A 20,926-nucleotide genomic window follows, 5' to 3' on the forward strand; every position below is an offset into this window, starting at 1 on the left:
CTTCTCCCTCCGGGAGAAGGGTTGGGGATGAGGGAAGAGACGCCCGCTTCCAGGGCGCAAGTCGGGCGCGCATCGTGGCGTCTCTCCCGCAGGCGCCTAGTCGATTCGAGTACCGGTTGCCCGGATGATCTTGCCATACCTGGCGAACTCCTCCTTGACGTAGGCGCCGAAGGCGTCCGGCGCGATGCCGCCGGGCGTGGATACCAGCTGCCGCAGTCGCTCGCGGATATCCGCGGTGGCGAGAACGGCGACGATGTCGCGCTGGATCTTCGTCACCACGGCTGCGGGCGTGCCGGCTGGCGCGTGCAAGGAATACCACGAATCGACGTTGTACTGCGGCAGCCCCGATTCGGCGAAGGTCGGCACGTCGGGCAGGTCCGGATAGCGCTTGGGCAGACCGATCGCCAGCGCGCGCATCTTGCCGGCGCGCACGTGCGGGCTCGCCGAGGCCGCCGTATCGAACATCACCTGCACCCGTCCGGCCATGAGGTCGATATGCGCCGGCCCGCCGCCCTTGTACGGCACGTGCGTCATCTGCACGCCGGTCACCGACTTGAACACTTCGCCCGCGATGTGGGGCGTGGTGCCGTTGCCGCCCGAGGCGAAGCGGATGTCCTCGGGCTTCGCTTTCGCTGCGGCGATCAGCTCCTTGATCGTTTTGGGCGGGAAGCTCGGCGCGGCAACGCATAGCGTCGGCGCGACCGCCAGGGTCGTGATCGGGGTGAAGTCCTTGATCGGATCGTAGCCCGGCTTGCTATAGAGCGCGGGTGCGAGCGCATGCGTCGCGATCGAGCTCAAGAGCAACGTGTAGCCGTCGGCGGCCGCGCGAGCGACCAGTTGCGCGCCGATGGTGGTGCCAGCGCCGGGACGGTTGTCGATCACGAGCTGCTGGTTCCAGCGCTCGGTCAGTTTGTGCCCGAACAGGCGCGCGAGCGTGTCGTTGCCGCCCCCGGGCGGGTAGGGCACGACCAGGCGCACCGGCCGGTTGGGATAATCGGCCGTTGCGGCGAGCACGCCGGCCGGCGCCAGCAGCGTGAGCAACGCGCCCGTGATCCAGGTCATTCGCATTCGATCCTCCTCCAGCCTGCTCCCCTCTCCCTCCGGGAGAGGGAAGACAAGCATACAAGCGGTTGAGTGAATGGACGAGCTCGCCATTTGCCGCAATCCTGCTAAATGGCTCCGCAATTTCTCAAAGCCGCCAGTTCGCCTTCGCTCTTTTCCAACAGGTTGCGCAAGACTTCGTCGGTGTGCTGCCCCAGCAACGGGGGTGGGTCCTGATACTGGATCGGCGTGCGCGAATACTTGATCGGATTGGCGACCAGCGGGAGCCGGCCGGCGAGCGGGTGCGGCATCTCGATTCGCAAGCCGCGATGCACCACTTGCGGATCGGCAAACACCTGGTCGAGGCGGTTGATCGGCCCGCATGGCACGCCGAGCGGTTCCAGCAATTCGATCCACTGAACCGTGGTGCGCCCTCGCATCGCGGGCTCGAGCAAGGCTTTCAGCTCGGTGCGATGGGCGACCCGCGAAGGGTTGTCCTTGAAGCGGGCATCGGCGATCAGCTCGGCTGCCCCGGCCGCCTCGCAGAAGCGGGCGTACTGGGCGTCATTGCCGATCGCGATGATGATGTCGCCGTCGCGGGTCTTGAACGCATCGTAGGGCGTGACGTTGGGATGCGCGTTGCCGAGCCGCTGGGGAGGCTCGCCCGAGATGAGGTAGTTCAGGTTCTGGTTCGCGAGCCAGCCGACCTGCGTGTCCAGCAGCGCCATATCGATGTGCTGGCCTTCACCGCTGGCGTTCCTTTCCCACAACGCGCCCAGGATCGCGACCGTCGAGTACATGCCGGTCATGAGATCCACGATGGCGACCCCGACTTTCTGCGGCCCGCCGCCGGGCAGATCGTCGCGCTCGCCGGTGACGCTCATGAGCCCGCCCATCGCCTGGATCATGAAATCGTAACCGGCCCGGTCGCGGTAGGGCCCGGTCTGGCCGAACCCGGTGATCGAACAGTAAATGATGCGCGGATTGATCGCCCGGATATCGTCGTAGCCCAGGCCGTAGCGGGCCAGATCGCCCACCTTGAAGTTCTCCAGTAGCACGTCGCAGCGCGCTGCCAGCTCGCGCACCAGCGCCTGGCCCTCGGGCTTGGCGATGTCGATCGTCACCGACTTCTTGCCGCGATTCGCGCACTGGAAGTAAGCCGCGTCGGGCGCATCGCGTCCGCTCGCATCGCGGATGAAGGGCGGCCCCCAGCCGCGCGTGTCGTCGCCCTTGCCGGGGCGTTCGATCTTGATGACTTCGGCGCCCAGGTCGGCAAGGATCTGCGAGCACCAGGGGCCGGCGAGGATGCGCGATAAATCGAGGATGCGAACGTTGGCCAGCGGTTGAGACATGTCGATCGCCGAGGGAAAACCGCGGCGATCGTGCCGGCAATCCCCGGCAGTGTCAAATTGCGCGGCAGGACGCTCTTGCGACCGCGCAGAGCGCGCCCGGCTGCGGCCCGGCTGCGAAAACGGTCAGCTGCATTGTCCTCTGCGACGACGCGCGGCCCAGCCGACCACGGCGAGTCCCGCGAGGCTGAGGAGCCAGGTGTGCGGTTCGGGGATGAGGGCGATGCGATAGACCGTATCGGCGCCAAGGGCGGTGAGGTAGATCGCGCCGTCCGGCCCGGTCTGGATGTCGGTGATGACGCTGAATCCCGTGCCGAATGGTGTGAAGGCGTCGCCCGGATCGAGAACGCCGTCGGCGAGGTCGCCGCTCAGCACGAATCCGTCGCGGTTCGCGTTCAACCGCAGCAGCCACAGGTTGGGACTGTTCGCTTCGCCGTAGATCAGCGCGTCGGCGTAGCCCGCGCCGAGCGCGGACCCGTGCAGGAAGCCCAGTGCGGCGATGCCGATCGGGTCCTGGATGGAGAATTTCGGATCCTGGTAGCTCGCGCCCTGAAGCATGACCAGATCGCCCGGCGCGTTCTGCGGATCGCGCGCGTCCGGACCCATGATTTGCTCCCAGCCGCTGTTCATGCCAGCCGGGACCATGTTGATCTCGTCGTACGCGTTGGGACCGTTCTCGGTGATCCAGATGCCGCCTCCCAAGGTGGGGTGCGGATCGACCGTGACGCCGAACGAATTGCGCACGCCATAGGCATGCCAGCGCCGCACATCCGGATTGCTGTTGCTCTGGAATGGATTGTCGGCCGGAATGCTGCCGTCGGCATTCAGCCGGTAGACGCCACCAGTCAGCGCGCTGGTCGTGGCCGACTGGTTCTGCTCGATGCCGTTGCGGTTGAGGTCGCCCGTCACGCCATAGAGCTTGCCGTCCCGGCCGAACACGAGCGGCCCACCGTTGTGATTCGGGCCATTGCCCGGGATGGTGTCGGTTGCGGCGCCGAACGTGCCGAGCGGCGTCGGGTTGATCAGAGTGCTGCCGTTCCAAGTGTAACGCGTCAGCCGATTGTCGACCCATGCGCCGGTGGCAGTTCCGGCCGAGTGGTACAGATATACGGAGCCGTTGGAGGAGAAGCTGGGATCGATCGCGATCCCGAGCAAGCCGCGTTCGAAGCCGTCGGTGGCGACCGGCAGATTCAACGCCGTGGATGTTGTTGCATTGCCCACGAAGCGCTTGACGGCGCCCCCCTTCTCGATCAGGAATCCTTCGCCGGGCCCGGTGAAGCGAATGCCGGTGGGATCGTTGGCCGACAGGAACGGCGTGACGGTGAGCGTTGAATCGGACAACGCCGGAGCCGCAAGGGCGCCGGGCGTTATCGTGGTTGCGATCAATGCGGCAGCGGCGACCAGGCGCATGACTCTCTCCTTTGAAGGACTCTCTTTGGGGTCCATTGGAGAAAAGTATGCGCTCGGACCAGTGCCAGCAGCGTGCGCGAGTTCACATGCGCCGTGCGATAGTGCTCAGCCGCAGACGCGATGCATCAACCGGTGCAGAAACGCTTCGCACTGGGCGAGCTGGTCGAGGCTCACGTATTCGTTGGGCTTGTGCGCCTGCTCGATGCTGCCGGGGCCGCAGACGATTGCCGGCATTCCGGCCTGCTGGAAAAGCGAAGCCTCGGTGCCATACGAGACCTTGCCGATATCGCGAAAGTCGGTAAGGCCCAGCGCCAGGCGCGCCGGGTTCGAGTCGCTAGCAACGTCCAGGCCCGGCATGACGGCAAGCACTTCCCATTCGAACCCGCTGACCGGATCGACGCGCTTCATCTCCGGCAGCAGCGTTTGCTCGGCGAAGGTCTTCACTTCCTCGAACAGCGCCGCCGGATCGTCGCCGGGCAGATGGCGGAACTCGAAATCGAAGCTGCATTCCTTGGGCACGATATTGAGCGCGGTGCCGCCGCGGATGACGCCCGTGTGTACGGTGGTGTGGGTGACGTCGAACAGGGCGTCGTGCGGCCCGCGGTCGCGAAAACGGCGCGCCATGCCCTTCAGGTAAGCGATGATTTCCGCGGCCGCTTCGACCGCATTCACGCCCTGCGGTGCGTAGGCCGAGTGGCACGACAAGCCGCGCACGGTGCAGCGGTAGCCGTGTTTGCCCTTGTGACCAATCACCACCCGCATGCTGGTCGGTTCGCCGACGATGACCGAATCAGGTTTGATCCCGGCGTGCGCCAGGTCGGCGATCAGGTCGCGCACGCCGATGCAGCCGATCTCTTCATCGTACGAAAACGCGAAGTGCAGCGGCTGGCGCAATCCGTTCGCGACGAATTCCGGCGCGAGCGCGAGCGCCGTGCCGACGAAGCCTTTCATGTCGGCGGCGCCCCGCCCATACAGGCAATCCTGTGCAACCTCGGCGCGGAACGGATCGGTGTCCCAGGCTTGTCCGTCCACCGGCACGACGTCGGTATGGCCCGAGAGCGCCACGCCGCCATCCTGCTCCGGACCGAGGCTCGCGAACAGGTTGGCCTTGCGCCGCTCGCTGTCGTAGGTGAGCCGGCACCGTGCGCCGAGCCCCTCGAGGTGCGCGCGCGCCCATTCGATGAGAGCGAGATTCGAATCCCGGCTCACCGTGGTGAAGCCGATGGTGCGGGCAATGGTGTCGACGACGTGTTCGGATGGGGCCGGCATGATGGGTTGAGACAGCTTGCTCGCGTCGGATGCAAGACGACGCATCGAGGATAGGTCGGTCACTTCGATCGTGTCAAACGCATTCGCGCCAGGTGTGGGAGAGATTCCTGCAGCTTTCCCCTCCTCTCATGAGGAGGGGTGGCGCGCAGCGCCGGGGTGGTGTGGTTCTCGATCGCACGAGACCACCCCGTCCGCGACAATGTCGCGTCCCGCCCCTCCTTGGTAAGGAGCGGAATCGCGCAGGTCTCGGTTCGACGCTATGGTAGGCTTGCCGCCAGCCGTTCGTGCATTCAGAGGGAGCGCCATGGCGTCGCGATTTCTCATTGCCGTTCTCGTACTTGGTTTTGCCGTCTGCAGTCACGCGCAGCAGATCGCCATCGGCCTCGGCGGCGATGTCACCTCGATCGATCCGCACTATCACAATCTCACACCCAACAACAACATCGCCGACCACATCTTCGGCACCCTGGTGCAGAAGGACGAGCGCCAGCGACCCAAGCCCGGACTGGCCGAATCCTGGCGGCCCATCGACGATCTGACGTGGGAATTCAAGTTGCGCAAGGGCGTGAAGTTTCACGACGGCTCGGATTTCACCGCCGAAGACGTCGCCTTCTCGATCGAGCGCACCGGCAAGGTGCCCTCCAGCCCCGCGCCGTTCACCATCTATACCAAGCAGGTGACCGAAACGGTCATCGTCGATCCGTGGACGATACGGCTCAAGTCTGCCGCTCCGTATCCGAATATGGCGATCGACATATCGACGGTGCAGATCGTGTCGAAGAAGGCCGCGGCCAATGCGAGCACCGACGATTTCAATTCCGGCAAGGCGGCGATCGGCGCGGGCCCGTACAAGCTCGTGCGTTACGTCCGCGGCGATCGGATCGAGCTCGCACGCGACGACGCATACTGGGGGCCGAAGCCGCACTGGGAGCGGGTGACCTTTCGTCTTTTGACGAGCGATCCGTCGCGCGTCGCAGCCTTGCTCGCCGGCGATGTGCAGGCGATCGAGAACATCCCGACCGCCGACATGGCGCGCTTGGCGAAGGACCCGAGCTTCGGAATCTATCGCACGGTATCGAACCGGGTGATCTACTTGCACATCGATTCCAACCGTGACAAGTCGCCGTTCGTCACCGACAGGGCCGGCAAGCCCATGGAGCGTAACCCGCTCAAGGACGTGCGCGTGCGCCGCGCGATGTCGAAAGCGATCAACCGGCAGGCCATCGTCGATCGCGTCATGGAGGGCCTGGCGATACCCGCCGGCCAGCTTCTGCCCGACGGGATGTTCGGCACCAGCCCCGCGATCAAGCCCGAGGCTTACGATCCCGACGGGGCGAAGAAGCTGCTCGCCGAAGCGGGGTATCCCGACGGCTTCGGACTCACCATCCACTCGCCCAACAATCGTTATGTCAACGACGAGCAGATCGCCCAGGCGGTGGCCCAGATGCTCGCCCGCGTGGGCATTCAGACCAAGGTCGAGGCGATGCCCGCGAACATCTTCTTCTCGCGCGGCAGCAAGCTCGACTTCAGTTTCATGCTGGTGGGCTGGGGCGCCGATACGGGCGAAGTGTCGTCGCCGCTCAAGTCGCTGCTCGCGACCTACAGCAAGGAGAAGGGCATGGGCGCGGCCAATCGCGGCCGCTACTCCAATCCGAAGATGGACGCGGTGCTGGCGCAGGCGCTCGCGACCGTGGACGACGGCAAGCGCGAGAAGCTGCTGCAGCAGGCGGTCGAGATCGCCATGAGCGACGTGGGCGTGATCACGACGCACTTCCAGGTCAACACCTGGGCCGCGCGCAAAGGTATTGCCTACACTCCGCGCACGGACGAGCGCACCCACGCGTTCGCGTTCGTGCCCGGGAAGCAGTGAAGAGTGGGTGAAGAGTGAAGAGTGAAGTGAGCGCAGGTGCCTGGATCGCCGGCCGAGCGCGCAAGATCGGCAACCGTCCTTTCACCTTTCACCTTTCACCCTTCACTCATGATCCGCGTTAGCGGAGCGCGCGAATGGTCGCCTATATTCTGCGCCGCCTGGCGGCGAGCGCGATCCTGCTGCTGGTGATGTCGCTGCTGGTCTTCGTCGGCGTCTATGCCATCGGCAATCCGGTCGACCTGCTGATCAGCCCGGAGGCCGACCAGCAGGAAATGGAGCGTGTGATCGCGGCACTCGGGCTGGACAAGCCGCTGTGGCAGCAATACCTGATCTTCCTCGAGCGGGCGCTTTCCGGAGATCTCGGTAGATCGTTCGCTTTCAATACGCCGGCGATCGAGCTGATCCTCAATCGCATGCCGGCCACGCTCGAGCTCGCGCTCGCGGCGATGCTGATCGCCATCGCGCTCGGCATTCCGCTCGGGCTCTATGCGGGATTGAAGCCCGATTCGCTCCTCGCCAAGTCGATCATGGCGGGCTCAATCCTCGGCTTCTCGCTGCCGACCTTCTGGGTCGGGCTCATTCTCATCATGTTCTTCTCCGTCCATCTGGGCTGGCTGCCGTCGACTGGTCGCGGCGAGACGGTGGAGCTCTTCGGCGTGCAATGGAGCGTGCTCACCTGGGACGGGTTGCGTCATCTCGCGATGCCTGCCTTCAATCTCGCCCTTTTCAAGCTCTCGCTGCTGATCCGGCTCACGCGCGCCAGCACCCGCGAAGCGCTGCTGCAGGACTACGTCAAGTTCGCGCGCGCGAAGGGGCTGCGCATGCGCCGCGTGGTCGGCGTGCACGTGCTCAAGAACATCATGATTCCGATCGTGACGGTGATCGGGCTGGAGTTCGGCTCGGTGCTCGCGTTCTCGATCGTCACCGAGACCATCTTCGCCTGGCCGGGCATGGGGAAGCTCCTGATCGATTCCATTCAGGTGCTCGATCGGCCGGTGGTGGTCGCCTATCTGCTGGTGATCGTGTTCATGTTCGTCTTCATCAATCTGCTGGTGGACCTGGTGTACTCGGCGCTCGATCCGCGCGTGCGACTGGCGCATGAGCATGCTGCGGGCTGAGCACCCGGGCGCGCACGCGGTCGGCGAACCGGTCGGCGAGTCGGGACCGAGCCGCGCCGAAACGCCGCTCAAGCGCTTCGTTTCGCTCTACGCCGAAAGCCGCCTCGCCCTGGTCGCGCTCGCCGTACTCCTGCTGATCGTGATCGCCGCCCTTGCCGCGCCCTGGCTCGCGCCGCAGAACCCATACGACCTGGAACAGCTCGATATTCTGGACGCGCGGCTGCCGCCAGGCGAGAAAAGCGGCGCCGGCATGACCTTCTGGCTCGGAGCCGATGCACAGGGCAGGGACATGCTGTCCGCCATCCTGTACGGGCTGAGGATCAGCATCAGCGTGGGCGCGATTGCGACCATCGCGGCCTTGGCGATCGGGCTTTCGCTGGGCCTGATCGCTGCCTATGCCGGCGGGCGCACCGAATCGCTCATCATGCGCGTCGTCGACCTGCAGCTCTCCTTCCCGTCCATTCTGATCGCGCTGGTGCTGCTCGCGGTGGTCGGTCAGGGCGTGGACAAGATCATCATCGCGCTCGTCACCGTGCAGTGGGCCTACTACGCGCGCACGGTGCGCTCGTCCGCGCTGGTCGAGCGCAACAAGGAATACGTCGAGGCGGCGCGCTGCCTGCGCCTTTCGCCCGCGCGCATCCTGTTTCGTCACATCATGCCCAACTGCCTGCCGCCGCTCATCGTGGTGGCCACCGTGCAGATTGCCCATGCCATCGCGCTCGAAGCGACCTTGTCGTTTCTCGGGCTGGGGCTGCCGATCACGCAGCCCTCGCTCGGGCTGCTCATCTCCAACGGCTTCTCCTACATGCTGAGCGGCAAGTACTGGATCAGCTTCTATCCGGGCGTGGCGCTGCTCGTGACGATCATGGCGATCAACCTGGTCGCCGATCAGCTGCGCGACGTGCTCAATCCGCGCCTGGCGCGATGAGGGGTGCGTTTCAGCGCGGGCTCAAGCCGAGGCTCTTCCAGAGCTGATTGTGCTTCGCGAACTCGGTCTTGATGAACGCGGTGCACTCCTCGGGTGAGTTGCTCGCAGTGAGCTCCACGCCCTGCGCCAGGAACTGATTGCGCAGCTCCGGGATCCGCACCGCTCTTACGATCTCGCCGTGCAGGCGAGTGCGGATTTCGGGCGGCGTTCCGGCCGGCGCCAGCATGACGTTCCAGATGACCGCCTCGTAGCCCGGCACGCCGGCCTCGGCGATGGTCGGCACGTCCGGAAACGCGGGCGAGCGTTCGCGGCTGGTGAGCCCAAGCGCGCGGATGCGTCCGGACTTGATGTGAGGAAGTGCGGTGCTTACGGTCGCGAACATGAGCGAGACTTGACCGCCGACCAGATCGATCATCGCCGGGCCGCCGCCCTTGTACGGGACGTGCAGGAAGCGCGCTCCGGTTTTCTGCGTGAAGAGCTCGGCGGCGATGCGTCCGGTCGAGGCTTCGCCCTGGGTCGCATGCACGAGCGCTTCGGGACGTGCCCGCGCCAGGGCGATCAGCTCCTTCACCGAGCGCGCCGGCACCGACGGATGGACCACGAGCGCCTGCGGCAGCGTTGCGATCAGGCTCACGCCGGCGAAATCCTTTACCGGGTCGAACGGCACCTTGGCAACCAGCCCGTGCAGCGCAACCAGGCTGTTGGCCGCGGTGAGCAGCGTATAACCATCGGGTGCCGAGCGGGCGACGATCTCGGCGCCGATCACGCCGTTGCCGCCGGGGCGGTTGTCGACGATGAGCTGGTGGCCGAGCGCTTCGCTCAGCTTGTGCGCGAGCGCACGCGTTACGATGGTGACGTTGCCGCCGGGCGATAGCGGCACGACAATGCGTACGGTACGCGTCGGATAGGTCTGCGCTTGCGCCGCACCCACCACCGTCACCGTCACCGCGGCGAGCGCGAGCATCGGAAGAAACAGCAAACGCATCCCCTCACCCTCGATCCCTCTCCTGTTCATGCCTTCCCTTTCAGCGCTTGGGTCCGTATTCCCGACAAGGTCGCGCGCGGCGTGATCGCTTCCGGGTCGATTCGGATCTCGATCACCGCGGGCTTGCCGGAAGCAAGCGTGCGCTCCAGCGCCGGCTCGAAATCCGCCGTCGCCGTCACCAGTTCGCCGTGCGCGCCGTAGGCGCGGGCCAGCGCCGGGAAGTCCGGATTGCGCAACCCCGTGCCCGAGACGCGGCCGGGGTATTCGCGCTCCTGGTGCATGCGGATCGTGCCGTACATGCCGTTGTTGACGACAAGGACCACGATCGGCAGATCGTACTGCACGGCGGTGGCGAGCTCCTGGCCGGTCATCATGAAGCCGCCGTCGCCGCAGAAGGCGAGCACCGGCCGGTCGGGGTGCACCAGCTTCGCGGCCACCGCGGACGGAACGCCGTAGCCCATCGCGCCCGAAGTCGGCGCGAGCTGGGTGCGAAAGCCGGTATAGCGGTAGAAGCGGTGGACCCAGATCGCAAAGTTGCCCGCATCGTTGGTCACGATCGTCTCGGGCGGCATACGCCGGTTCAGGATCGCCATGATCTCGGCCAGATTGACCGCGCCCGGCATGGGCGTGGGTTCCTGCCAGCGCTCGAAATCGGCACGCGCCTGTGAGGTCCACCCTGCCCATGCCTTCGAATCGACCGGTGTGAGCGCCCTGGCGGCGGCCGCGAACTCCGGCATGCCGGCATTGATCGGAAGCTCGGCCTGGTACACGCGCCCGAGCTCTTCGGCGCCGGCGTGCACGTGGATAAGCTTCTGCGCCGGACACGGCACGTCGAGCAGCGTGTAGCCGTTGGTGGTGAATTCGCCCATGCGTGCGCCGACCACCAGCAACAGGTCGCAGTCGCACACGCGCACCTGCAGCGCCGGATTCATCCCGACGGCGACATCGCCGGCGTAATGGGCATCGCGGTTGTCCAGCAGATCCTGGCGGCGGAAGGCCGCCGCGGCCGGCAGATTGTTGGCGACGATGAACGCCTTGATATCCTCGCACGCTTCGCGCGACCAGCCGTTGCCGCCGAGCACGAGCAGCGGTTTTTTCGCCTGGGCGAGCAGCGCGCGCAGCCGCTGCATGTCCTCGGCACCGGCGTGCGCGGCCACACGCTTGTACGGCGCGGTATCGGCTACCGTCGCGGTATCGGTCAGCATGTCCTCGGGAAGCGCAAGCACGACCGGACCGGGCCGCCCCGCGACGGCGGTGTGAAACGCCCGGCTCACGAATTCCGGCACACGATCCGCGCGATCGATCGATGCGACCCACTTCGACAGCGGGCCGAACATGCGGCGAAAGTCGACTTCCTGGAACGCTTCGCGCTCGACCGCTCCAGAGCCGACCTGGCCGATGAAGAGGATCATCGGCGTCGAGTCCTGCTTGCCGGTATGAATGCCGACGCTGGCATTGGTCGCGCCCGGCCCGCGCGTTACGAAGCAGATGCCTGGGCGCCCGGTGAGCTTGCCGTACGCTTCGGCCATGTTCGCGACACCGCCTTCCTGGCGGCACACGATCAGGCGAATGTCGCGGTGATCGTGGAATGCGTCCAGGGCAGCGAGATAGCTCTCGCCCGGGACGCAGAACACGGTGTCCGCGCCGTGCACCTTGAGCGCGTCCACCAGCAATTTGCCGCCGCTGCGCGCGGCATGAGCACGATCGTTCACGCGCTTTTCCTCCGATTGAGCTCTCGCAAAGCCGAAGACATCCACGAGGCGCCGTACGCTCCCCTCTCCCTCCGGGAGAGGGGCTGGGGGTGAGGGATCAAGAGGCGCACGGGAAAACTCGGTAGGCTCGTCCGGCGCCGGCCTGCGAAATCACGGGTGTATGATAACAGTCGGTCGTCGCCGATCCGGCTCCCGGATCTGCACGAGCAATCCGTGTATCTGGCGGCATTTGCCATTCCGCTCATCGAGGAGGTCACCATGCTCACTCAGCGCCTGGCCGAGTTCGCGCTCGAAACCAAGCCGTCCGCTATTCCAAGCGATGTCATGGATGCGGCGCGCGACGCCCTGATCGACACGCTCGGCGTCGGTATCGTCGGCTCGACCGAGGAAGTGGGCGAGATCGCGCTGCGTTACGTGGCGGGCATGGAAGCGCGCCGCGAGGCTTCGGTGTGGGGCACGCACGTCGGGACCACGATGACCGAGGCGGCATTCGTCAACGGTATTCTCGGCCATGCGCTCGATTTCGACGACGTGCATGCGAGCGTGCATGGGCATCCCAGCACCACGATGATTCCGGCCGCGCTCGCGGTCGGCGAGGCGGCCGGCGCGTCGGGTGAGGCACTGCTCGCCGCTTATGCCGTCGGGCTCGATGTCGCGGGCAAGCTCGGCACCGCGTTCGGTAACGGTCACTACCAGCGTGGCTGGCACAGCACCGCGACGGCGGGGATATTCGGTTCCACCACCGTTGCGGCGCGGCTGCTCGGGCTCGACGTGACGCAGCTGCGCCATGCCCTGGGGCTGGCCGCCTCGCAGGCTTCGGGACTGCTGAAGAACTTCGGCACCATGACCAAGCCGTTCCACGCCGGTCATGCCGCACGTTGCGCGGTCCAGTCGGCGCTGCTGGCCCGCGCCGGTTTCAGCGCCGATACCTCGATCTTCGACGGCGCCGACAGCTTCCTCAAGACCTATGGCGAGAAGGACTCGCAGCCGCTCGAGCCCTTGATCGACCGGCTGGGCAAGCCGTGGGAAGCGCTCGATCCGGGGATCAGCTTCAAGCGCTGGCCGTGCTGCTACTGCAATCACCGCTCGATCGGCGTGCTGCTGGAGATGATCAAGCAGCACGGCATTCGCGGGCGCGACGTACAAGCGGTCGAGATCGGCTTCCCGCCGGGCAGCGACACGGCGCTCATCCATACCAATCCGCAGACGGGTCTCGAAGGCAAGTTCAGCATCGAGTACGTCGCCGCGGCCTGCCTGCTCGACGGCAAGGTGGGGATCGACACGTTCACCGACGTGATGGTGAATCGCCCCGAGGTGCGCGCGCTCATGAAGAACATCAAGCGCTATCGCATCCAGGACAGCAAGATGTACTCGGGGGCGGTCGGCTACAACGACGTCATGGTGCGCACCAGCCAGGGCGAGCATCGCGTGCGCGAGGACCGCGCCCCGGGTTCGCCCGCATGGCCGATGAGCGCCGCCGAGCGCGACGAGAAGTTCCTCGATTGCGCCGGGCGCGTGCTGGGCGATGTCGGCGCGCGGCGGGTTCTGGATCTCGCGATCGGAATCCGCGGGCTCGACGACGTGGCCAAGCTTGCGCGCGCGATGGTGCCGGCCGAATCCGTCGCGCGCGCGGACCGGGGCGCAAGCGCCGTGTTGGCGAAGTAGGTCTCTCGCGCCAGACACGCGCAATGCCGGACGAGAAGTCCTACGAGCGCATCACGCGCAACGATCTGAAGCGCTTGCTCTCGATCGCGCGCCAGGAGCGCGAGGACTTCTTCTCCCGGCACAAGGAGTACGCGATCCTCTATGGCAAGCGCATGCTGTGCGCGGCGCTATGCGACGGCGCGGCGTTGCATTTCACCAATGGCCAGACGGGTGTGCGCACTTTCGACGTCTTTACGTTCTACGCCGAGCATCCGGAGGCGTCTTTTCCCCACTGGCACGAAGAGCGTTACGACTTCGGGCCGGGCCGCAAATTCGGCCGCTTGCCCGACGCGCCGGAGTCCTTCCGCGGGCGACCGGTGAATCTCGCCGGCCGCTCGATCGATGCTTCGCCGGCCGACGACCCGATCGAGGCGCTGCAATACTACCTGCGCCGCGGGGCTTCGCCGGTTGCGCGGCGGCTGGCCGAGCAGGCCGTCGTGCTGCTCGAACCGGAGAAGCTCATGGGCTACGTGGCATGGCCGACGCTGGTGCCGGCGCGCCCGGCGCCGATCGGCGCGCAGTGAGTCGACCCGAGAGTCGAGATGGAACCGCTCGTTTTCACCCTCGGCCATTCCACGCGCTCGCTGGACGATTTCATCGCCTTGTTGACGGCGCACGGCGTTGAGCGCCTGGTGGACGTGCGCACGGTACCGCGCTCGCGCCACAACCCGCAATTCAACCGCGACACCTTGCCGCAGGCCTTGCAGGCCGCGGGCATCGGCTATGTGCACATGGCGGGGCTCGGCGGGCTGCGAAAGCCGCGAGCCGATTCGGTGAACGCGGGATGGCGCAATCTGTCGTTTCGCGGCTACGCCGATCACATGCAGAGCGCCGAGTTCGCCCAGAGTCTCGCCGAGCTGATGGCCTCGGCGCGCAAGCAGCAGCTCGCGCTCATGTGCGCGGAGGCCGTGCCGTGGCGCTGCCACCGTTCGCTGATCGGCGACGCTTTGCTGGTGCACGGCGTGCCGGTGGAAGAGATCGTGGATGCGAAGCGGCGCGAGCCGCACCGATTGACGCCGTTCGCCGTGGTCGACGCAACGACGATCACGTATCCGTCCGCGGACGCCGCGGAGCCGCACCAGACCGAGCTGTTCCCGCCGCCGCCTGGTAGCGCGCCGACGCAGCGCAGACTAGCCCGACTTCGGAAGTCGTGATTGGCCCGTGTTGCCCGAGTATCTCGCACCGTAGTATCCGTAGTGAAAGAGGGCCTGAAAATGAATCCTGCCGACACGACGCAGCCAGAGTTGTTTCGCGCGCTGGTGGAGCAATCGCCGGACGCGCTCATCTTCGCCGATCCCGAGGGCAACGTTCGCGTCTGGAATGTCCAGGCGCAGGCGATGTTCGGCTACACGGCGGCCGAGGCGATCGGCCAGAACCTCGACTTCATCATCCCCGAGCACCTGCGGGCCAGGCACTGGGAAGGCTACGCGCGCGCAATCGCGGCCGGGCGAACCCGGCCGGATGCGAGGCCGATGCTGACGCGCGCGACGCACAAGGACGGAAGCAAGCTCTACGCGGAGTTCGCGTTCGGGATCGTGACCGACGGGCAGTGCGTGCTCGGTGCGCTCGCTACGGCGCGGCCCGCCTCGAAGCCTTGAGGCAGGCGTCAAAGCTCGAAATCGCCCTCGGCCTCCGGCTGGTAGAGCACGTCGACGATGCGGATGCGGCGAGTCTGGCCATGCGGAACCGGCAGCTCGACCTCCGCGCCCTGGGCCTCGCCGATCAGGGCGGCGCCCACCGGCGACAGGATCGATATGCGGCGCGTCGACACGTCCGCCTCCGCCGGATAAGCGATCGTGACGGTGCCTTTCTCGCCGCTGCGCACGTCCTCGAACAGCACGCGCGAATTCATCGTGACGGTGTTCGCGGGCACCTTCTCGGGTCGCACGACGTGGGCGAGATCCAGGATTTCCTCGAGCGTCTCGAGCCCGGTCTGCGAGCCTTCGGCCTGGCGGGAGAGGTCGGCCAGCAAATGCTTCAGCCGGCTGTAATCGTTTTCGGTGAGTACGATGGATTCGTGGGTCAACATGTTCGAGCCTCATGATCGTTGAACAACGACGGCAAGGCGTGCAACGCCATCGCAGTCGGCTTGATGGATCCGGACCTTATCGTTCGCGCAAAATGCGAGAAACCGACTCACACAGACGGGCCGGGAATGCGGTTACGGTTCGAGGCCCGGTAACCCGCGCCTGAATTCGGAATGATCGAGGAGGCGAAGACTACCGGGCTAAGGCGACGAAGGCGTCAGGTCCTTCATCGCGCCGCGCGACACGTTTACTACTGACGCCAGGACGAGACGCAGCAGCGGCTTCAGGAGAAGCCGCGACACGAGCGTCGCGCCTGCATTCGAGATGGGAGAAAAAATGCATCATCAGCGTCAGTGTCGCGAGAGTATTGCCGTATGAATGGTAGAGGCAGTATAGCCTATCGATGATTCGGAACATGGCTGCCAGGCCGCCTTCCGCCCATGCCGATGCGGCCACTGCTAGTGAGGAGGCGGGGGTCGGCAATTTGGTGAAGCTCGTTAGTACGACCCGTCTTTCGCCGCAAGGTTCTTCACCCGCAATCCGGCGATGCTGAATCCGCCGTCCACCGCGATCGTCTGGCCGGTGATGTATGTTGCGTCGTCGGAGGCGAGAAACAAGGCCGCAGCGGCCATCTCGGCCGGCTCACCGTAGCGGGCCAGCGGGAGCCGATGCCGGCATTGTTGATGAGAATGTGCGCCGGGCCGAAGCGATCGCGCGCGCAGGCGACCATCGCTTCGACCAATTCGGGGTTGCAGATGTCGACCTTGCAGGCAGCCGCTTTGCCGCCCGCGGCGACGATCTTCTCGCACACCGCCTTGGCCGCTGCCTCTTCCTTGTCGGCCAGGACCACGCTCGCGCCTTCGGCCGCGAGGCGGGTGGCGATGGCGGTGCCGATTCCGTTGCCGGCTCCGGTGACGATGGCGACCTTGTTGGCGAATCGCTGGGACATGGGTAATCTCGCAGGTGGATGAAATGGCGTACGCCGCGGCAGCCGAGTGTCCTGAGTCCGAAATTCGCCGCGCAAAAGATGCCGAGAATCGACGCCATACATTGTCGCGAATCCTCGCCAGGTGTCCAACCTGGCTGTGGTATCGCTTCGCGTCTGGCGCCGATTTCGACACTTTTGCCCGCTTGGCCTCAGGGCAGATGCTCGATTTCTGCGACGAATCTCGGACTCAGGACACTAGCACGCGGGCCGATGACGCGCGAGTAGCGTGGCAGGCATGTGGGCAAGCAGAGGCGACGCCGGCAAGAGGAGAAGGCAGTGGCGGAGAAGGCAGTGGCGGAGAAGGCAGTGGCGGAGAAGGCAGTGGCGGTTCGATACGAAGCATTGTGGCCGCGCAGTCCGCGGCAAGTGGGCGTGAAGCCGTTGGCGCGGCGACTCGATACGCTCGAAGGCAAGACGGTCGCGCAATTGTGGGACTACGTGTTTCGCGGCGATGAAGTGTTTCCGTTGCTCGAAGAAGGGCTCAAGCAGCGCTTCCCCGGCGTGCGGTTCGTGAGCTGGAAGGAGTTCGGCAGCACGCACGGCAGCGACGAGCGTGAGGTGCTGGCCTCGCTGCCGCGCAAGATCAAGGCGCTCGGGGTCGACGCCGTCATCTCCGGAATGGGTTGTTGAGGGAGCTGCACGCCCGCCGTGTTGCGGGCATCGGCCGTCGGCGAAGAAGCCGGCATTCCCTCCTCGACGCTCGTGTGCGAGGGATTTCTCGGACTGGCTGCGGCCTCGTCGGTCGGGCTGGGCATGCCCAACCTGCCGGTTGCGCTGGTTCCCGGGCATACCGGTGTACAGAGCGACGAGGTGCTCCGGCGCAATATCCTCGGCGTCACGCTCGATCGCGTGGTCGAGAACCTCATGCGTCCGCCTTCCGAGCCGCTCATCGACGACGAGCCGGGCGCGCGCGATGTCGTCTGCCGCGGCAGCTTCGAGGAGATCAACGAGTATTTCGAAGCCAACGACCTGAGCGACGGCCTGCCGATCGTGCCGCCGACGCGCGACAAGGTCGAGGCGTTCCTGCGCTGCACCGATCGCGATCCCGACGAAGTCCTCGGCATTCTCTTGCCCGACAACCGCGCCGCCACGGTATGGAGCGTCGCGGTGAACGGCGTCATGGCCGGCTGCCGTCCCGAGTACATGCCGGTGCTGATTGCGCTGATCGAGGCGATGGCCGACCCGTACTACGGGGTGGAACATAGCGGCAACACGCCGGGAGGGGAGACGCTCATCATCCTGAACGGCCCGATCATCAAGGAGCTCGGCTTCAACTACACGCAAGGCGTCATGCGCGACGGCTTTCGCGCCAACACCTCGGTCGGACGCTTCTGGCGGCTGTACCTGCGCAACGTCGCGGGCTTCCTGCCGCACAAGAACGACAAGGCAACCTTCGGCAACACCTGGCGCGTGGTGGTGGCGGAAAACGAGGACGTGCTGGCGAAGATCGGCTGGGAGCCGAACAGCGCCGAGTTCGGCTATCCGGCCGGCTCGAACACCGTCACGATCGCGCGCTACACCGGCGGCAATCACATCTCGTCGGTGTCGGGCAGCACGCCCGAGCGGCTGATGCCCTACATCGACGATGCGATGGTGCGGCAATACTCGTGGCAGCTCATGTTCACCGTCGGCCAGGGCATGGGCACGCTGCGCCCGCTGGTGCTGCTCTCGCCCATCATCGCCGAGACCATCGCCTCGTGGGGATGGAGCAAGCGCGATCTCAAGCAGCACCTGTACGACCACGCGCGTTTGAGCGCCGACCAGTTCTCGCGCATCCTGCGCGATTGGACGCTCAAGCCCACCTGGGACTTGCAGCAGGAGCACATGCTGGGGCGTATCCCCAAGGTGTTCCACGAGTCCGATGATCCGAACCGGCTGGTGCCGCTGGTGTGGGAGCCCGACGACTACATGATCGCGGTCACCGGCGATCTCATGCGCAACAGCATCTACATCTTCGCCCACAACGGCGTGCTGGGTTATCCGACCGGCAAGGAGATCCGCCTGCCGAAGAACTGGAACGCGCTGCTCGACAAAGCGAGGCGCAAGGCATGACTTCGCGGCGACGGCGCGATGTGTGGGACCTGGTCGTGATCGGCGGCGGCATCGCGGGCCTCACCGCAGCCTGGCACGGCATGCGGCGCGGTCTTGCGACGGCACTGTTCGAGCCGGGGCCGGGCTACGGCGGGCAGGTGGCGACCGTGAACGCGCTCGACGACTGGCCGGCGACCGGACCGGTCTCGGGTGTGGAGCTCGCGGCTACGCTCGCCAACGCGCTGGACGGGGAAGTGGTCGAAGCGATGCACGAATCCGTCGCGGCGGTCCGGGTCGAAGGCGAGCACCTGCGGGTGGAATCGGCCACGCACAGCGTGCGCAGCCGCCGCGTCATCGCCGCCAGCGGCGCGGCGCTCAAGTCGCTCGGCGTTACCGGCGAGGGAGCGCTGCGCGGCAAGGGCGTCTCACAATGCGCGCATTGCGACGGCGGCTTCTTCCGCAACCAGGATGTGGTCGTGGTCGGCGGCGGCGATGCGGCGCTGCAGGAGGCGCTGGTGCTCGCCGGGGTGTGCCGCTCGGTCACCATCGTCGCGCGCTCGCGGCTCAAGGCACGTGCCGCGTACACCGAGCGTGCGGCGAGCAAGACCAATGTCGTGTTCGTGTGGGAGAGCGAGGTCACTGCAGTGCTCGGCGAAGCCGGCGTGACCGGCGTGCGCCTGCGCAACGTGAAGACGGGCGCGCAGACCGATTATCCGTGCAGCGGGGTGTTTCCGTTCATCGGCGTGGCAGCCGAGACCTCGTATCTGCCCTTGCAGGTGAAGCGGAATGCAGCCGGCCTCGTCGTCACGGATGGCGAGATGCGTTCTTCATTGCCGGGTCTGTACGCGATCGGTGCGCTGCGAGCAGGTTATGGCGGCGACCTGGTGAGCGCCGCGGGGGAGGCGGCGCTCGCCGTCGCGAACGTTACGCGCGAGCTTTCGCTGTGAGCGCCGCGAGGCAAGTGGTCTTGCCAGACTGAAACGTCAGTAGAAGAACGGCCCGGCGAAATCGCCGATCGGCACGTTGTGGCTGACGAGCCCCTGCCCGGGCGCCCAGTAGTGGAGCTGCAGTCCCGGCGGCTCCTGCAGGGTTGCGAGCGGTGCATCGGCGGCGAACGTCAGCTGCACCTGTTCCACCGTGCTCGACGGCACCGAGACCACGGTTCCCCGCCAGCGCACGTGCATCGCGCGATGCAGGTGCCCGCATAGCACGCGCTCGATGTTGGGATGGCGCGAGACGATCTCGCCGAAGCGATCGCAATCGATGAGCTTCATCGAATCCATGATCGCGATGCCGCTGTCGACCGGCGGGTGGTGCAGCATGACGATGACCGGTCGCGGCGCGGCCGCCACCAGTCGCTCTTCCAGCCAACCCAGTTGCGCCTCGCCCAGCATGCCGTGATCTTCGCCCTCGACCAGCGTATCGAGCGCGATCAAGACGAGCTCGCCCAGGCGAACCTCGTAGCACAACGGCGCACCGATCTTCGAGGGCATCCAGGCGCAATCGCCAAACGCCTGCCGCATGGCTTCGCGCCGATCGTGATTGCCGGGGATGGCATACACCGGCATCGGCAGTGCGGCGAGCGTGCTGCGCAGCACGGCGTAGGCTTCCGTTTCGCCGCGATCGGTGAGATCGCCGGTTGCGAGAACGCAATCCGGCGCGACGTCCAGCGCCTGGATCGTGCGAACGGCGCACGCCAGCTGCGCTGCGCTGTCGATCCGACCCGCAAGGCGCTGGCCGGGCGGCGTGAGATGGGTATCGCTGATGTGCGCGATCAACATAGGCCGGCAGCGTCTCTTTCGGCGTTCATGTCGCCGCCCGCTCGGCGCTCGCCCGCCGCAGCGCCGAGCGCGCGCCGCGCGTGCGTCCCACCAGATCGGCCAGGGCGAAGCCTTCGACAAATGTCACGTCGGCTTCTCCGGCCCGCTTGCGCGCGCTCTCGGTCACGGTTCCGGCGGTGATGTAAACGCCGTGATCGGCCTTGCGCGCGCGCATCGCGGAGCGCAGCTCGTCGATCGCCGCCGGCCCCGTGCTTTGCGCCCGCCAGCGCCGAAAGCGCACCAGCGTCAGGTAGCCGTTTCGCTGCAGCTCCAGGTCCCCGCTGGCGCCGTCTGCAATCTCGTAGCGCGCGCGATCGTACGCTTCGGCCAGCATCGCGCGCATGTCGTCGGGCGAGGCACTGCGCAACGCCTTGAGCAGCGATGGCGCGTCGAGGCTCGGACCGCGCCGGATGCGCAACCACCCGGTGTAGACGCCGACGCCGAGGAAGGGCAGGGCAGCGGCCGCGCCGAGCACGTGCGGATTCGCGTCGCCCGGGAACAGCCGCGAAAGCAGCGCGCCGACGGCGTACGTCGGCACGGCGGCGAGCAGGCTCACCCACCAGGGCGACTCGATCAGGGTTCTGAACAGGGAACGTTGGGCCACGATTCGGCTCGGCAGAATGAGGCTTTATGCCAAGCCGCCGGCAGTCGGTCAAGGGCGGACGTATACTTTG

Annotated in this window: 19 protein-coding genes and 1 pseudogene; 10 read left to right on the forward strand and 10 right to left on the reverse strand. The window is 66.2% G+C overall.

Annotation, left to right across the window (positions count from 1 at the left end):
- Positions 1–96: 96 nt before the first annotated feature.
- The 4 genes from GEV05_10600 to argE all read right to left on the reverse strand — a co-directional run bounded on the left by GEV05_10600 (position 97) and on the right by argE (position 5,069).
- On the reverse strand, positions 97–1,155 hold the full coding sequence (locus tag GEV05_10600) for a tripartite tricarboxylate transporter substrate binding protein (protein ID MPZ43836.1): 1,059 nt from the start codon (positions 1,153–1,155) through the stop codon (positions 97–99).
- A 14-nt stretch (positions 1,156–1,169) separates the two neighbouring features.
- Positions 1,170–2,393: a CoA transferase gene (locus tag GEV05_10605; GenBank protein ID MPZ43837.1), complete on the reverse strand. Its 1,224-nt coding sequence runs from the start codon at positions 2,391–2,393 to the stop codon at positions 1,170–1,172.
- 123 nt (positions 2,394–2,516) lie between these two features.
- On the reverse strand, positions 2,517–3,836 hold the full coding sequence (locus tag GEV05_10610) for a hypothetical protein (protein MPZ43838.1): 1,320 nt from the start codon (positions 3,834–3,836) through the stop codon (positions 2,517–2,519).
- Positions 3,837–3,905: 69 nt separating this feature from the next.
- Positions 3,906–5,069: an acetylornithine deacetylase gene (argE, locus tag GEV05_10615; protein ID MPZ43839.1), complete on the reverse strand. Its 1,164-nt coding sequence runs from the start codon at positions 5,067–5,069 to the stop codon at positions 3,906–3,908.
- A 304-nt stretch (positions 5,070–5,373) separates the two neighbouring features.
- On the opposite strand from argE, the gene GEV05_10620 reads away from it, so the two are divergent.
- From GEV05_10620 to GEV05_10630, 3 genes are all read left to right on the forward strand, one after another.
- Positions 5,374–6,939: an ABC transporter substrate-binding protein gene (locus tag GEV05_10620; protein ID MPZ43840.1), complete on the forward strand. Its 1,566-nt coding sequence runs from the start codon at positions 5,374–5,376 to the stop codon at positions 6,937–6,939.
- A 134-nt stretch (positions 6,940–7,073) separates the two neighbouring features.
- Positions 7,074–8,057, forward strand: coding sequence for an ABC transporter permease subunit (locus GEV05_10625; GenBank protein ID MPZ43841.1), 984 nt, complete (start codon positions 7,074–7,076; stop codon positions 8,055–8,057).
- Entirely contained in the window at positions 8,038–8,985 is a 948-nt protein-coding gene (locus tag GEV05_10630) for an ABC transporter permease subunit (protein MPZ43842.1), read from the forward strand. The genes GEV05_10625 and GEV05_10630 overlap by 20 nt, the downstream gene beginning before the upstream one ends.
- A 10-nt stretch (positions 8,986–8,995) precedes the next feature.
- Here GEV05_10630 and GEV05_10635 read toward each other — a convergent pair whose 3' ends face one another.
- Complete coding sequence (locus GEV05_10635) at positions 8,996–10,000, reverse strand: tripartite tricarboxylate transporter substrate binding protein (GenBank protein ID MPZ43843.1); 1,005 nt, start codon at positions 9,998–10,000, stop codon at positions 8,996–8,998.
- On the reverse strand, positions 9,997–11,682 hold the full coding sequence (locus GEV05_10640) for a thiamine pyrophosphate-binding protein (protein ID MPZ43844.1): 1,686 nt from the start codon (positions 11,680–11,682) through the stop codon (positions 9,997–9,999). The genes GEV05_10635 and GEV05_10640 overlap by 4 nt, the downstream gene beginning before the upstream one ends.
- A gap of 213 nt (positions 11,683–11,895) precedes the next feature.
- On the opposite strand from GEV05_10640, the gene GEV05_10645 reads away from it, so the two are divergent.
- The 4 genes from GEV05_10645 to GEV05_10660 are packed head-to-tail and all read left to right on the forward strand — an operon-like array spanning position 11,896 to position 14,984.
- Entirely contained in the window at positions 11,896–13,347 is a 1,452-nt protein-coding gene (locus GEV05_10645) for an MmgE/PrpD family protein (GenBank protein ID MPZ43845.1), read from the forward strand.
- Positions 13,348–13,370: 23 nt separating this feature from the next.
- Positions 13,371–13,910, forward strand: coding sequence for a hypothetical protein (locus tag GEV05_10650; protein ID MPZ43846.1), 540 nt, complete (start codon positions 13,371–13,373; stop codon positions 13,908–13,910).
- Between the two features lie 18 nt (positions 13,911–13,928).
- Complete coding sequence (locus GEV05_10655) at positions 13,929–14,540, forward strand: DUF488 family protein (GenBank protein ID MPZ43847.1); 612 nt, start codon at positions 13,929–13,931, stop codon at positions 14,538–14,540.
- A gap of 60 nt (positions 14,541–14,600) precedes the next feature.
- Positions 14,601–14,984, forward strand: coding sequence for a PAS domain S-box protein (locus GEV05_10660; GenBank protein MPZ43848.1), 384 nt, complete (start codon positions 14,601–14,603; stop codon positions 14,982–14,984).
- Between the two features lie 8 nt (positions 14,985–14,992).
- Here the strand turns inward: GEV05_10660 and GEV05_10665 are convergent, their stop codons facing one another.
- Both GEV05_10665 and GEV05_10670 read right to left on the reverse strand, forming a co-directional pair.
- A complete protein-coding gene (locus GEV05_10665) occupies positions 14,993–15,415 on the reverse strand; it encodes a nucleoside diphosphate kinase regulator (protein MPZ43849.1) in 423 nt (140 codons plus the stop codon).
- A gap of 495 nt (positions 15,416–15,910) precedes the next feature.
- Positions 15,911–16,362, reverse strand: a pseudogene (locus tag GEV05_10670) (SDR family oxidoreductase).
- 315 nt (positions 16,363–16,677) lie between these two features.
- Here GEV05_10670 and GEV05_10675 point away from each other — a divergent pair.
- From GEV05_10675 to GEV05_10685, 3 genes are read left to right on the forward strand one after another with little or no spacing between them, the layout of a single operon-like run.
- Positions 16,678–17,031: a hypothetical protein gene (locus tag GEV05_10675; protein MPZ43850.1), complete on the forward strand. Its 354-nt coding sequence runs from the start codon at positions 16,678–16,680 to the stop codon at positions 17,029–17,031.
- Positions 17,032–17,049: 18 nt separating this feature from the next.
- Positions 17,050–18,453, forward strand: a complete 1,404-nt coding sequence (locus GEV05_10680) for a hypothetical protein (protein MPZ43851.1) — start codon at positions 17,050–17,052, stop codon at positions 18,451–18,453.
- A complete protein-coding gene (locus tag GEV05_10685) occupies positions 18,450–19,379 on the forward strand; it encodes an FAD-dependent oxidoreductase (protein ID MPZ43852.1) in 930 nt (309 codons plus the stop codon). Before GEV05_10680 ends, GEV05_10685 begins: the two co-directional genes overlap by 4 nt.
- 36 nt (positions 19,380–19,415) lie before the next feature.
- On the opposite strand, the gene GEV05_10690 is transcribed toward GEV05_10685, so the two are convergent.
- Positions 19,416–20,213, reverse strand: coding sequence for a phosphodiesterase (locus GEV05_10690; GenBank protein ID MPZ43853.1), 798 nt, complete (start codon positions 20,211–20,213; stop codon positions 19,416–19,418).
- Between the two features lie 25 nt (positions 20,214–20,238).
- Complete coding sequence (locus GEV05_10695; GenBank protein MPZ43854.1) at positions 20,239–20,856, reverse strand: hypothetical protein; 618 nt, start codon at positions 20,854–20,856, stop codon at positions 20,239–20,241.
- Positions 20,857–20,926: the final 70 nt, after the last annotated feature.

This window comes from Betaproteobacteria bacterium, from assembly GCA_009377585.1.
Classification (GTDB): Bacteria; Pseudomonadota; Gammaproteobacteria; order Burkholderiales; family WYBJ01; genus WYBJ01.

Excerpts from the sequence above, each read along its gene's own strand:
- GEV05_10600 (MPZ43836.1), bottom strand. The coding sequence starts at position 1,155 with ATGGCGAGCTCGTCCATTCACTCAACCGCTTGTATGCTTGTCTTCCCT.
- GEV05_10605 (MPZ43837.1), bottom strand. The coding sequence starts at position 2,393 with ATGTCTCAACCGCTGGCCAACGTTCGCATCCTCGATTTATCGCGCATC.
- GEV05_10610 (MPZ43838.1), bottom strand. The coding sequence starts at position 3,836 with ATGGACCCCAAAGAGAGTCCTTCAAAGGAGAGAGTCATGCGCCTGGTC.
- argE (MPZ43839.1), bottom strand. The coding sequence starts at position 5,069 with ATGCCGGCCCCATCCGAACACGTCGTCGACACCATTGCCCGCACCATC.
- GEV05_10620 (MPZ43840.1), top strand. The coding sequence starts at position 5,374 with ATGGCGTCGCGATTTCTCATTGCCGTTCTCGTACTTGGTTTTGCCGTC.
- GEV05_10625 (MPZ43841.1), top strand. The coding sequence starts at position 7,074 with ATGGTCGCCTATATTCTGCGCCGCCTGGCGGCGAGCGCGATCCTGCTG.
- GEV05_10630 (MPZ43842.1), top strand. The coding sequence starts at position 8,038 with ATGAGCATGCTGCGGGCTGAGCACCCGGGCGCGCACGCGGTCGGCGAA.
- GEV05_10635 (MPZ43843.1), bottom strand. The coding sequence starts at position 10,000 with ATGAACAGGAGAGGGATCGAGGGTGAGGGGATGCGTTTGCTGTTTCTT.
- GEV05_10650 (MPZ43846.1), top strand. The coding sequence starts at position 13,371 with ATGCCGGACGAGAAGTCCTACGAGCGCATCACGCGCAACGATCTGAAG.
- GEV05_10655 (MPZ43847.1), top strand. The coding sequence starts at position 13,929 with ATGGAACCGCTCGTTTTCACCCTCGGCCATTCCACGCGCTCGCTGGAC.
- GEV05_10660 (MPZ43848.1), top strand. The coding sequence starts at position 14,601 with ATGAATCCTGCCGACACGACGCAGCCAGAGTTGTTTCGCGCGCTGGTG.
- GEV05_10665 (MPZ43849.1), bottom strand. The coding sequence starts at position 15,415 with ATGTTGACCCACGAATCCATCGTACTCACCGAAAACGATTACAGCCGG.
- GEV05_10685 (MPZ43852.1), top strand. The coding sequence starts at position 18,450 with ATGACTTCGCGGCGACGGCGCGATGTGTGGGACCTGGTCGTGATCGGC.
- GEV05_10690 (MPZ43853.1), bottom strand. The coding sequence starts at position 20,213 with ATGTTGATCGCGCACATCAGCGATACCCATCTCACGCCGCCCGGCCAG.